The following is a 12,747-nucleotide window of genomic DNA, read 5'->3' on the forward strand; positions in this document are numbered from 1 at the left end:
TGCGGGTTTCACCGCGGTCAGGCTTGTGCTAGGAATCCCACCTTGTCATACACCCGGGCCAATGTCTGCTCGGCGACCTGACGGGCGCGCGTCGCCCCCTTGGCCAGGATTTCATCGATCGTGTCGGGATCGGCGAGCAATTCGGTCACCCGATCACGTAGCGGCGTCACGAAATCGACGAGCGCGTCGGCGGTGTCGACCTTGAGGTGTCCGTATCCCTTGCCCTGGTAGCCGGCGACGAGTTCGTCGACAGGCACTCCGCGCAGGGCGGACTGGATGGTCAGCAGGTTGGACACCCCCGGCTTGCCCTCCCGGTCGAAGCGGATCTCGGTGTCGGTGTCGGTGACGGCCGAGCGGATTTTCTTGGCTGACCGCTTGGGATCGTCGAGCAGGTTGATCAGACCCTTGTCGGTCTCGGCAGACTTGCTCATCTTCGCAGTGGGGTTCTGCAGGTCGTAGATCTTGGCGTATTCGCGGACGATGTAGCCCTCGGGGACGGTGAAGGTCTCCCCGAAGCGCGAGTTGAACCGTTGCGCGAGGTTACGTGTGAGTTCGAGGTGCTGGCGCTGATCCTCGCCGACGGGGACCCTGTCGACCTGGAAGGCCAGGATGTCGGCGGCCATCAGGATCGGGTAGGTGAACAGGCCCACACTCGACGAATCGGCACCACCCTTGGCCGACTTGTCCTTGAACTGGGTCATGCGGCCGGCCTCACCGAAGCCGGTGATACACGAGAGCACCCACTGCAGCTGGGCGATCTCGGGAACGTGGGACTGGACGTAGATGGTGGAGTGCTCGGGATCGACGCCGAGCGCGAGCAACTGCGCGACCGACACCCGGGTGCGCTCACGCAGCGTCGCCGGATCGTGCGGGGTTGTGATCGCGTGCATGTCGGGGATGAAGTAGAACGTCTCGAAGTCGTGCTGCAGCTCCACCCACTGCCGCACCGCACCCAGGTAGTTGCCCAGGTGGAAGGAATCACTGGTCGGCTGGATGCCGGACAGGGCACGCGGATTGGCGGCCCGGGGCTGCGTGGAGACGTCGGCACTGCTCATGGGTCCATCTTTCCATTCGCCCCGACCCCGCCTCACTCGTAGGTCACCGACACCGGGGCGTGGTCGGACCACCGCTGGTCGTAGGCGTTCGCACGGTGTACGCGGCTCTCCTTGCCCCGCGCCGCCATCGACCTGTTGGCGAGCTGATAGTCGATCCGCCAGCCCGCGTCATTGTCGAAGGCCTTGCCGCGCCACGACCACCAGCTGTAGGGACCCGAGACGTCGCCTTCGATCTGGCGAACCACGTCGATCCACCCGGTATCGAGCACGTCGGCGACCCAGGCCCGTTCGGCGGGCAGGAAGCCGGGGTTCTTCTGGTTGCCCTTCCAGTTCTTCAGGTCGCGTTCGGTGGGCGCGATGTTCCAATCGCCGCCGATCACCACGTCGCGTCGCTTACGTGCCAGCGAGCCGAGATGGTCGGCGAACGCCCCGAGGAAGCGGAACTTCTCCTCGTACTTCTCGCCGTCGGCGGCTCCCTTGGGCACGTAGACGCTGGCGACGGTCAACCCGCGGCCGTCGGGTTGGGTGAAGTCCGCCTCGAGGTAGCGGCCCGTCCCGTCGAACTCGTCCGAGCCGAATCCCACCCGGTGGGCGATCGCCGGTTCGCGGCTGAGGATGCCGACACCGGCATGGCCCTTGACCGTCGAATCGGCCATCACCAGATGCCAGCCGTCGTCGAGTGCCGGCGCGAGCGCCGCACGTGCTTGATCTTCGGTGGCCCGGATCTCCTGCAGGAGCACGTGATCGGAGTCTGACTCCTTGAGCCAGGCCAGCAGCCCCGGATTGTGCTCGTTGCGCACCGACACAGCTGCGCGGATGCCGTTGACGTTGGTGGTGGTGACGACGATGGACACGCGATCACGCTAGCGGCCGACTCCGACAACCCCGGCAGGCAGCCCCGGTCGAAGGTCCTCAGTTGAGCGGCGACATCGGCGAATACTTAGGCAAGGCTTGCATGACCGATTCCCGATAATGTAAACCTAACCTCATCAACGTATGACTGAAGGGCCGGAGGTGACGCGGTGTTCGCCTGCATCTGCCGAGGAGTGACCGACGACGAGGTACGCGAATACGGCGCCTGCGGCGCCGTGACGGCCGACGACGTGGGCGAGCAATGCGGTGCCGGCTGGGGCTGCGGCACCTGCGTCGAGCGCATCGAGCAGCTCATCGCCCAGCGCGTCGGATCGGCCGCCTGACTCCTCGGGCTCCCAAAGGTCCGTCGCGACCTCTCTTTCGCACCCGCCATCGTCAGATCACCGGCGCGACGTGAATCCTGGTCGAGATGCTGCCGTAGTCCTCATGCACGAGACCACACCGCGTATAACCCGACCACCGCGACCTCATCGTGTTAATTTGTGCCGATCCGAGTGGGTCGGACGAAACTGACTGACGAGAGGTCGGCGATGCGCGGCGACGACGAAGTGATTGCACTCCTCAACGAGCAGCTCACCAGCGAGCTGACGGCGATCAACCAGTACTTCCTGCATCACAAGATGCAGGCCAACTGGGGACTGACGGAGATCGCCGAGAAGACTCGGGCCGAGTCGATCGAGGAGATGGAGCACGCCGAGATCCTCACCGACCGGATCCTGTTCCTCGAAGGCCTGCCGAACTACCAGAAACTCCTGCCGCTGCGCATCGGGCAGACACTCAAGGAACAGTTCGAGTGCGACCTGGCCATCGAGGTGGAGGTGGTCGACCGCCTGCGCCCGGGCATCGCGATGTGCCGCGACAAGGGTGACATCACCTCGGCGAAGATCTTCGAGAGCATCCTCAAAGACGAAGAGCACCACATCGACTATCTCGAGACACAGCTGGAGCTGATGGAACGCATCGGCGAGCCGCTCTACCTCAGCAAGACGATCGCCACTCCGCCCGACGTGGGCTGATCCGGGCGGGGGGCTGATCCGGGCGGGGCTGATCCGGGCCGGGCGGGCACCCGGGGACGGCCCCACCGCGCGTCAGGCGATCGGCTCCGAGGCGGGTTCACCCGCATCGTGATCGTGGCGCCGGCCGCGGGAGCCGGGCACTGCCGGCCCCGGGGTCGCGCGGCGGCCGAGCGCCACGGCGACACCCAGCACCACCATGCCCGCCACCGCCAGACCGACACCTGCGAGCGCCGGAGCGCGGTAGCCGTAGCCGGCCGCGATGACCATCCCGCCCAGCCACGCTCCCAACGCGTTCGCGAGGTTGAGTGCTGAGTGGTTGAGCGCGGCTGCCAACGTCTGCGCGTGATCGGCGACGTCCATCAGCCGCGTCTGCAGCGCGGGCACCGAGATGCTGCCCGAGATCCCGATGAAGAACACCATCACGATCGCCAGTGGCGCGATACCCGCGACCAACGCGAACAGTCCCAGCGACACCCCCACGACCAGCAGTCCGATGGCGATACCACCGACGACGCTGGTGTCGGCGATGCGACCGCCGATCATGTTGCCGGCGACCATGCCGAGACCGAAGAGCATGAGCACCAGCGGGACCCCGGCAGACGGGAGGCCGGCCACCTTCGTCAGCGTCAGCGTGATGTAGGTGTAGAAGGCGAACATGCCTCCGCATCCCACCACCGCGATCGCCAGGGTCAGCCACACCTGCGGACGTTTGAGCGCACCGAGTTCGTCGAGCGGATTGTTCATCCGCATGGTGCCCAGGTGCGGCAGGAACCGCAGGAGTGCGAGCAGTGTCGCCACCCCGACCAGCGCGACCAGCACGTAGGCCGAGCGCCAACCGAAAGCGTCACCGAGCCAGGTGGCCACCGGCACACCCACCACGTTGGCCACCGACAGACCGAGCATCACCTGCCCCACCGCCTTGGCGCGGCCGCCGCGCTCGGCCATGTGCGCGGCGACCAGCGCTGCCACCCCGAAGTAGGCGCCGTGCGGGAGTCCGGCTACGAACCGCGCCAGCATGAGGGTCGGATAGTTGGGCGCGATCACCGATGCGGCGTTGCCGACGGTGAACGCCAGCATGAGACCGATCAGCAGCACCCGGCGGTTGACTCGCGCACTGGCCGTCGCGATCAGCGGCGCACCCACCACCACGCCCAGCGCGTAGGCGGAGATGAGGTGACCGGCGGTGGGCTCGCTGACCCCCAGCGACCGCGCGATCTCCGGCAACAATCCCATCGAGACGAATTCGGTTGTGCCGATGCCGAATCCACCCAGGGCCAGGGCCAGCATCGCGGCGCGGCGGCCACCCGGCGTCAGTGGCGCCGACGGGTCCGACGAGGTGCCTTCGCGGGCACCTGCCGGCCCGAGGCGGGCACGACGGGACATCAACGATGTGACGGACACGTGGGGTCGACCTTCCATGGACGCGCGGCGGCAGCGGAGACGAACAGGTGCCACCTGAACAACAACCGGATCTGCAACACGCGGGTGCGCCTGCCGAGCGCGCGACGACGAGCACCCGGGCAACAGCCGGACGGGGCAGCACTCCCCCGCGCGATCACCGCGCGGGCCGTGAGAACACTGCGACTACGCGTTAAACGAACCAACCCCACCGGCTGACGATTCCGCGCCGGTGGGGTGAGGTCGTTCACATCCCGGACGAGCCGGGACCGATGGTGTGGTGGCGTGCACGTTCACGCCAACTCAGTCTCTTGCCGATCAGCGTCCGGCGAGTTCCTTCTGCAGGTTCTCGTCGAGGGCGCCGAGGAATTCTTCGGTGGTCAGGTACTCCTGATCGCCACCGACGAGCAGTGCGAGGTCCTTGGTCATCTTGCCGCCCTCGACGGTCTTGATCACCACGTCCTCGAGGGTGTGGGCGAACTCGATGACCTCGGGGGTGTTGTCGAGCTTGCCGCGGTGCTCGAGACCACGCGTCCACGCGAAGATCGACGCGATCGGGTTGGTCGACGTGGGCTTGCCCTGCTGATGCTGGCGGTAGTGGCGGGTCACCGTGCCGTGCGCGGCCTCGGCCTCGCAGACCCGGCCGTCGGGAGTCAGCAGCACCGAGGTCATCAGACCCAGCGAGCCGAAGCCCTGGGCCACGGTGTCGGACTGGACGTCGCCGTCGTAGTTCTTGCAGGCCCAGACGTACCCGCCCTCCCACTTGAGGCTGGAGGCGACCATGTCGTCGATGAGACGGTGCTCATAGGTGAGTCCCGCAGCCTCGAACTGGTCCTTGAACTCCTTGTCGAAGATCTCCTGGAAGGTGTCCTTGAACATGCCGTCGTAGGCCTTGAGGATGGTGTTCTTGGTCGACAGATAGACCGGGTAGTTCAGCTGCAGGCCGTAGTTGAGCGATGCGCGGGCGAAGTCCTCGATGGACCGCTTGAAGTTGTACTGCGCCTGGACGACGCCGCCGTCCTCGGGCATGTTCACGACCTCGTGGACGATCGGCTCGCTGCCGTCCTCGGGGGTGAAGGTCACGGTCACGGTTCCGGGGCGGTCAACCTTGAAGTCGGTGGCCCGGTACTGGTCGCCGAATGCGTGGCGCCCGATGACGATGGGCTTGGTCCAGCCCGGGACCAGACGCGGCACGTTCGAGATGATGATCGGTGCGCGGAAGATGGTGCCGCCGAGAATGTTTCGGATGGTGCCGTTGGGCGAACGCCACATCTTCTTGAGGCCGAACTCCTCGACACGGGCCTCGTCGGGGGTGATCGTGGCGCACTTGACACCCACACCGTGCTTGAGGATGGCGTTGGCGGCGTCGACGGTCACCTGGTCGTCGGTCTCGTCCCGATGCTCGATTCCGAGGTCGTAGTACTCGAGATCGATGTCGAGGTAGGGATGGATGAGCTTTTCCTTGATGAACTGCCAGATGATCCTGGTCATCTCATCGCCGTCGAGTTCTACTACAGTTCCTTCAACCTTGATCTTGCCCATATGGCGACGCGTCCTCCTCGGCGTGATGGCCGGTTCGACTCCGCGGTGACCTTATGGGTCGCCGGTCGAACCATCTCCTCGACAAACCTAGTACGCAGACGACGGTCGTCGCTGCGCTCGAGTTAAACATTACGCGCGTACTGATTGGCGCGAGCAGGCCGTACCACGTGCACGTTCGCCGCCACAGCACACGACGCCACCGACCTCGCGGTTTCTCGAGCACGCATCATTCGTCCAACTAACTTGCCACAGCAATAATTGTGAGCGCACAATGATTGTATGAACACAACGACTCAGGCAGATGCCGCCTACCGGTTGATGACGGGTCTCGTGCTCGAGCATCGCGACGGCTGGCGTCGTGCGGTGGTGGAGCGGACCGGTATGCAGTTCAGCCGCTACCGCATCCTGCGACGTCTGCGCGGCGGTCCACTGAGTCTGGGCCGGCTCGCCGAGAGTGCCTCCATGGACGCCCCGGCCACCACCGTGGTGGTCAACGACCTCGAATCGCGCGGACTGGTGGTGCGTGAGGCCAGTTCGGTCGACCGACGACGCAAGACCGTCTCACTCACCGACGCCGGTCGCGACGTACTGGCGATGGTCGCCGAGATCTCCGATCCGGCACCGCCCGAGTTGACCCGCCTCGGCGCCGAGGATCTCCAGACCCTCGTCGACATCCTGCGACGGGCCGGTGAGCAGACGAAGCCGGCCGAGGAGACCGGACCGGCCCGCACGACCACGACAGGCGATAACACCAAGGCAGGCGCCCGATGAGCGAGACCATCACCGCCACCGGCAGCGCAGCGAGCGGCCGCGACGCACTCACCCCCCGCCGCAAGACGATCATCCTGGCGACCTGCTGCATGAGCCTGCTGATCGTCTCGATGGACATGACCATCGTCAACGTGGCGCTGCCGGCGATCCACCGCGACCTGTCGGCATCGATGTCGAGCCTGCAGTGGGTGATCGACATCTACACGCTCGTCCTGGCGAGTCTGCTGATGATCTCGGGCACCACCGCCGACCGGTTCGGACGCAAACGCGTGTTCCAGATCGGTCTGACGATCTTCGCGATCGGGTCGCTGCTGTGCAGCCTCGCCCCCACCGCCGGCCTGCTGATCGGCGCCCGCGCGGTGCAGGCCGTCGGTGGGTCGATGCTCAACCCGGTGGCGATGTCGATCATCACCCAGGTGTTCAGGGATCCGCGTGAGCGCGCACGTGCGGTCGGCGTGTGGGGTGCGGTCGTGGGCATCTCCATGGCGGTGGGCCCGATCGTCGGCGGTGCGCTCATCGAGTACGTGAGCTGGCGTGCGGTGTTCTGGATCAACCTGCCGATCTGCGCTCTCGCGGTGGCACTCGCTGCGATCTTCATCCCCGAGTCGAAGTCGACGACCACGCGGACGCTCGACCCGGTGGGTCAGGCATTGGCCATCATCACCCTCGGCGGACTCGTCTACGCGCTGATCGAGGGGCCGGGTCTGGGCTGGAGCTCGCCGGTGACGATCGGCGTGCTCGTGATGGCCGCCGCGGCCTGCGCCACCTTCATCTGGTGGGAACGTCGGGTGTCGGATCCGTTCATCGATCTCGGCTTCTTCCGGAGTGTGCCGTTCTCGTCGGCGACCGTAGTGGCGATGTGCGGCTTCGCCTCCTACGGCGGTTTCCTGTTTCTGATCTCGCAGTATCTGCAGAGCGTGCGCGGGCTGTCGGCGATCTCCACCGGCCTGATGCTGATCCCCCTGGCTGTGACGACGCTGGTGTTCTCCCCGTTGTCGGGGCGACTGGTCGGGCGATACGGGACGCGCCCCTCGCTGGTGGCCTCCGGCGTATTCCTGCTCGTCGGCGCCGCACTGTTGACCACCGTCGATGCTCACACCAGCACCTCGATGTTGCTGGTGACCTTCGGTGTGGTCGGCGTCGGGATGGGACTGATCAACGCGCCGATCACCACGTCGGCGGTCAGCGGCATGCCGCGCGACCGAGCTGGTGCCGCCGGCGCCGTGGCCTCGACCAGTCGCCAGATCGGCGTCAGCATCGGTGTCGCACTGGCCGGTTCGATCACCGGAGCGGTCGCCGCACAGGCGGCCGGAGACGCCTTCGCCGACGCCATGCGTCCGATGTGGATGGTGATGATGGGTCTGGCAGCGGTCATCGTCGTCCTGGCCATCGTGTCGACGACACGCCGCGCCGTTGCGACCGCCTATGTGGAGGACTGACTACGTGGAGGACTGGCCCGAGCCGACACGTGCCCCACGGAGGAGAGCCGACCCGGCACGACCGTTCCGGGGAGACTGATCGGCGCGAAACGCTGTGATCAGCGTGAGCGTGACTCTTTTCGGACGGCGCGGGCGATGTTATATCCTGTTCGCCAGGTCATGAGTTGTCAGCGCGAAGCCCCGGCTTGCTGACCGGCAACCCTCCTTCCGCGGTGGGGTGCTCCGGGTGATGACCGGGTTGTGGATGCGAGAGCTCCACGGCAAGCGCGGGTCCGAAGGTCGGACCCCTGGGGTATTCACGTACCCCGACACCGACCGACGAAAGAGACGTACCGAAATCATGTCCGACGCATCAGTCGACTCACACGCTGTCGACCCCACCTCGTGGGGATTCGAGACCAAGCAGATCCACGCCGGCCAGACATCAGATCCGGTCACCCATGCGCGTGCTCTGCCGATCTACCAGACCACCTCCTACACCTTCGACGACACCCAGCACGCCGCAGACCTGTTCGCGCTGGCTGCTCCGGGCAACATCTACACGCGCCTGATGAACCCCACGAACGACACCGTCGAGCAGCGGCTCGCCGCGCTCGAGGGCGGTGTCGCGGCATTGCTGGTGGCGTCGGGTCAGGCCGCCGAGACCTACGCGATCCTCAACATCGTCGAGGCCGGCGGACATGTGGTGTCGAGCCCGCGGCTCTACGGGGGTACCTACAACCTCCTGCACTACACACTGCCCAAATTCGGTATCGAGACGACCTTCGTCGACGATCCCGAGGACCTGGATTCGTGGCGGGCGGCCATCCGACCGAACACCCGCGCGCTGTACGGCGAGACCATCTCCAACCCCAACAACGAGATCCTCGATCTCGAGGGCATTTCCGGTGTGGCACACGACAATCAGATCCCACTGATCGTCGACAACACCGTCGCGACGCCCTACCTCCTCAACCCCATCGCCCACGGCGCCGACATCGTGGTGCACTCGGCCACCAAGTACATCGGTGGCCACGGCACCGCGATCGGCGGCGTGATCGTCGACGGCGGCAATTTCGACTGGCGCGCACAGCGCGACGGCGTGGACCTGTTCCCCGGCTTCACCCAGCCCGACCCGAGTTATCACGGGGCGGTGTTCGCCGATCTCGGCGCACCCGCGTTCGCACTCAAGGTCCGGACGCAGCTGCTGCGCGACACCGGTGCGGCACTCGCACCGTTCAACGCCTTCTTGCTCGCTCAGGGCCTGGAGACACTGAGTCTGCGCGTGGAACGGCATGTGTCCAACGCACAGGCCGTCGCCCGCTTCCTCGATGCCAACGACCAGGTGGAATCGGTCGCCTATGCGGGCCTGCCGAGTTCTCCGTGGTACGAGCGCGGTCGCCAACTGCTACCCAAGGGGCAGGGCGCGGTCATCGGCTTCGAGATTCGCGGCGGCGTCGAAGCCGGGAAGCGATTCGTGGAGGGATTGACCCTGCACAGCCACGTCGCCAACATCGGTGACGTGCGCTCATTGGTGATCCATCCCGCCTCGACCACACACTCCCAGCTCTCCGGCGAGGAACAGCTCGCCGCCGGGGTGACCCCGGGCCTCGTGCGCCTGTCGGTGGGGATCGAGAACATCGACGACATCCTCGCCGACCTGCAGCAAGGGTTCAAGGCCGCGCAGTGACCATGACCGTCGAGCCCCGCGCACTCGCCACGAGCGGAAACGATTGGGAAACAGTTCCCGACGGCCGCCTCGTGTCGGTGCGCGTGGGCTCGGTGGATCTCGACGGCGGCGAGCGCATCGACGACGTGACGATGGCGTTCCAGAGGTGGGGAAAGCTCTCACCGGAGCGCGACAACGTTGTGCTGACGCTGCATGCGCTCACCGGGGATTCGCATGTGACCGGTCCGGCGGGGCCCGATCAGCCGTCACCGGGCTGGTGGGATGGCCTGGTGGGCCCAGGATGTGCCGTCGACACCGACGAATGGTGCGTCATCTCGGCCAACGTCCTCGGCGGTTGCCGCGGGTCCACCGGCCCCGGGTCGACCGACGGTCAGGGACGGGTCTGGGGATCGCGCTTTCCCTCGATCTCCGTACGGGATCAGGTGCGCGCCGAGGCGGCCCTGCTCGACGTGCTCGGCGTGACCGAGGTCGCTGCGGTGGTCGGCGGGTCGATGGGCGGCGCCCGCGCGCTCGAGTGGGTGGTGGAGTATCCGCAGCGGGTGCGCAGCGGGTTGATCCTCGCGGTCGGCGCTCGCGCCACCGCCGATCAGATCGGTACGCAGACAACGCAGATCGCGGCCATCACCGGTGACCCGAACTGGCACGGCGGCGACTACCACGGCACCGGCGCCACGCCGGCCACCGGGCTGGGGATCGCGCGGCGGATCGCACATCTGACCTATCGCGACGAAGCCGAACTGGACGAGAGATTCGCCAATTCCCCTCAGGGACATGAAGATCCGCTGCATGGTGGCCGCTACGCCGTGCAGAGCTACCTCGAGCACCAGGCTGACAAACTCGTCAGCCGGTTCGACGCCGGCAGCTATGTGGTGCTTTCCGAGGTGCTCAACAACCACGACGTGGGACGCGGTCGCGGCGGTATCGAGGCGGCGCTGGGTTCGTGCCCGGTCCCGGTGGTGGTCGGTGGTATCGACTCCGACCGGCTCTACCCGTTGCGGCTACAGCAGGAGATCGCCGCCTTGATGCCGGGCTGCGTCGACGGCCTGCAGGTGATCCACTCGGACAACGGCCACGACGGCTTCCTCACCGAGTACGACGCGGTGGCCGATCTGCTCAAGCGCACGATGGACCTTGCCCGCCGCTGATCCCCTGCTGCTCGGTGCGGTGCGGTGCGGTGGGCGTGGGGCCGGGTCAGTGCTGTGCTGCCGGCCACCAGGGCGGCAGCGGCAGCCAGGCCGGCCAGCCCTCCGGGGTGGCGGGCGCGACCGGGACAGGACTCGACTGATTCGGGTCACCGGTGGCGCCGTCGCCGCCGGGAGTTCCCGATCCGTTGCCCCCGTTGGCATCCGGGCTCGGTGACGGCTCGGCATCCGAGGGCCCCGGCGAGCTCGGCCCAGCCGACGTGGGCGGGGTCGACGATGTGGGAGGCTGCGAATCCGACGTGCTCGGCGGAGTCGACGACGGCTGCGAGGGCGATGCGGATCCCGAGGGACGCGCCTGCGGGGCGAGCGGTGCGTCCGCGGCCTCGGGCGCGTGTGCCTGCGGCGTCAGCGTCATGGTGGGCACGTCGGTCGGATCCGTCGGCCCGAGCTGCTTGGTGGCCCAGGAGGGCAACCCCTGATCGGCATCGGGGTCACTGTGGCGTGACGTCGCCTGTCCGGCGCCTGCGGAGGTGGGTACGGGCTGGTGCGTCTGGTGACCGGTGGCCTGCGCCTGCGACGAGGTGTCGGTCTGTCTCGCCGCGGCCGACACCTGCGGTGACGGTGTACTCGCGTCACTGGTGTGTACGAGTGAGGATCCGACCGCATAGGCAGTGGCCAGCGCAGCGATGACCAGCGCGCCGAGCAGGGCCATCGGCACCAGGGTCACGCCGCTGCGACCACGACGACCGCCGATGAACTCGGTACCCGCGGGCGACCCGACGGTCTGGGCGGCGAGTACCGCCGCACCGCGCGACGTGACCGATTCCGGTGCGTCCGGGACGATCACCGGCAGGCTCAGCCGATCGGCGATCGTGGAACGCACGGCATCGATGTTGGCCAGACCACCGATCAACAGCACGGCGCCGGTGGCCTCGGTCAGTTGCGACTCGATGACCGCGGCCGCATCGGTGGCGGCGGGTGACACCACGGTGTCGAGCATCGACGACGAGAGCGCCAGTGTGTCGCGGGCACCGGAGACGTGTACGCGCGTCGGCTTCGCCGCGGACAGATCTTCCTTGGCCGTGCGGATCGCCGATACCAGTGCGGCGCGATCGGCACCTCGGGTCTGCGGCGTCTGCTCGGAGACCGTCCGCGAGAGGACCATCTGCGAGAGCTTCGTGTCGATGTCGCGCCCGGCCAGCACACGCGAATGTTCGACGGGGCCGGTCGTCCCGTTGGTCGCGTCGACGGCGAACATCGTCACATCGGTGTCACCACAGTCGGCGACCAGAACCGTGCCGTACCGGTCGACCTCGCCGGCGTCGGTGGCCCAGGCGGCAACCGCTTCGGTGTGCGGGACGAGCGTGATCCGTCGACGGGTGCCACCGCGGCTGGTGATCAACTTGCGCTGTTCCTCGGTGCCGTAGGCGACGCAGATGCCACCGACCCCACGACCGCGCGCCCGCGCCGCCTCGACCATCAGGTCGATACCCGACCCCAGACGCGCCGACATCGCGAGCCCGTCATCGCTGTCGATGTCGATGACCCGCTGGTCGAGATCGGTGCGCCCGGCGTCGTCGAGGGTGCGGAGGGTGAAGTGAATCATCCCGCCGCCCACGTCGACACCAAGGAAGGTAGTTGTCATGGCTGTGTCTGCTTACGTCCCGTCTCTCTCGTGGCGTGTCGCCGGCACCCTCTCGGGTGTTACCGCCCGACCTGTTCCCCACTGCTGATGCGCTCGGTTACCGCTGAGCGCCGGATACCGGGATCGGCTGGTCCGGCGCGAGGGGGTGCGCAGTCGCCGTCGCGGTGCAACACCGCGGACACGCTGTCGATTGCGGA

General features: G+C 67.0%; 11 protein-coding genes and 1 riboswitch. Of the genes, 6 read left to right on the forward strand and 5 right to left on the reverse strand.

All coding sequences use genetic code 11. The features are described 5' to 3' along the window. Nucleotides 1-17 precede the first annotated feature (17 nt). Both trpS and IEW22_RS00710 read right to left on the reverse strand, forming a co-directional pair. Complete coding sequence (gene trpS / locus IEW22_RS00705) at nt 18-1,055, reverse strand: tryptophan--tRNA ligase (RefSeq protein WP_188584652.1); 1,038 nt, start codon at nt 1,053-1,055, stop codon at nt 18-20. A 32-nt stretch (nt 1,056-1,087) separates the two neighbouring features. Next, the gene (locus IEW22_RS00710; protein ID WP_188584653.1) at nt 1,088-1,909 is read right to left on the reverse strand and encodes an exodeoxyribonuclease III; all 822 of its coding nucleotides are present in this window, start codon (nt 1,907-1,909) and stop codon (nt 1,088-1,090) included. Nucleotides 1,910-2,077: 168 nt separating this feature from the next. On the opposite strand from IEW22_RS00710, the gene IEW22_RS00715 reads away from it, so the two are divergent. Both IEW22_RS00715 and bfr read left to right on the forward strand, forming a co-directional pair. Beyond that, nucleotides 2,078-2,251: a (2Fe-2S)-binding protein gene (locus IEW22_RS00715; RefSeq protein WP_188584654.1), complete on the forward strand. Its 174-nt coding sequence runs from the start codon at nt 2,078-2,080 to the stop codon at nt 2,249-2,251. Nucleotides 2,252-2,458: 207 nt separating this feature from the next. After that, nucleotides 2,459-2,944: a bacterioferritin gene (bfr, locus tag IEW22_RS00720; protein ID WP_188584655.1), complete on the forward strand. Its 486-nt coding sequence runs from the start codon at nt 2,459-2,461 to the stop codon at nt 2,942-2,944. A gap of 72 nt (nt 2,945-3,016) precedes the next feature. Here the strand turns inward: bfr and IEW22_RS00725 are convergent, their stop codons facing one another. After that, nucleotides 3,017-4,231 (reverse strand): MFS transporter, encoded by a 1,215-nt coding sequence (locus IEW22_RS00725; protein ID WP_229742072.1) that lies wholly within the window; start codon nt 4,229-4,231, stop codon nt 3,017-3,019. A 429-nt stretch (nt 4,232-4,660) separates the two neighbouring features. Continuing rightward, nucleotides 4,661-5,884 carry an NADP-dependent isocitrate dehydrogenase gene (locus IEW22_RS00730; RefSeq protein WP_188584656.1) on the reverse strand — a complete coding sequence of 408 codons (1,224 nt, stop codon included), beginning with the start codon at nt 5,882-5,884 and terminating at the stop codon, nt 4,661-4,663. Nucleotides 5,885-6,163: 279 nt separating this feature from the next. Here IEW22_RS00730 and IEW22_RS00735 point away from each other — a divergent pair, with 279 nt between their 5' ends. From IEW22_RS00735 to metX, 4 genes are all read left to right on the forward strand, one after another. Next, nucleotides 6,164-6,655 (forward strand): MarR family winged helix-turn-helix transcriptional regulator, encoded by a 492-nt coding sequence (locus IEW22_RS00735; protein WP_188584657.1) that lies wholly within the window; start codon nt 6,164-6,166, stop codon nt 6,653-6,655. After that, nucleotides 6,652-8,094 (forward strand): MFS transporter, encoded by a 1,443-nt coding sequence (locus IEW22_RS00740; RefSeq protein ID WP_188584658.1) that lies wholly within the window; start codon nt 6,652-6,654, stop codon nt 8,092-8,094. Before IEW22_RS00735 ends, IEW22_RS00740 begins: the two co-directional genes overlap by 4 nt. Before the next feature lie 155 nt (nt 8,095-8,249). Next, a riboswitch (SAM riboswitch) is annotated at nt 8,250-8,367 on the forward strand. Between the two features lie 67 nt (nt 8,368-8,434). Then, nucleotides 8,435-9,763, forward strand: a complete 1,329-nt coding sequence (locus tag IEW22_RS00745) for a bifunctional o-acetylhomoserine/o-acetylserine sulfhydrylase (RefSeq protein ID WP_188584659.1) — start codon at nt 8,435-8,437, stop codon at nt 9,761-9,763. A 2-nt stretch (nt 9,764-9,765) separates the two neighbouring features. Beyond that, complete coding sequence (metX, locus tag IEW22_RS00750) at nt 9,766-10,908, forward strand: homoserine O-acetyltransferase MetX (protein WP_373284109.1); 1,143 nt, start codon at nt 9,766-9,768, stop codon at nt 10,906-10,908. 46 nt (nt 10,909-10,954) lie between these two features. Here metX and IEW22_RS00755 read toward each other — a convergent pair whose 3' ends face one another. Next, complete coding sequence (locus IEW22_RS00755; protein ID WP_188584661.1) at nt 10,955-12,550, reverse strand: Hsp70 family protein; 1,596 nt, start codon at nt 12,548-12,550, stop codon at nt 10,955-10,957. Between the last annotated feature and the right edge of the window lie 197 nt (nt 12,551-12,747).

The organism is Gordonia jinhuaensis (genome assembly GCF_014639795.1).
In the GTDB taxonomy this organism is placed as follows: Bacteria; Actinomycetota; Actinomycetes; order Mycobacteriales; family Mycobacteriaceae; genus Gordonia_B; species Gordonia_B jinhuaensis.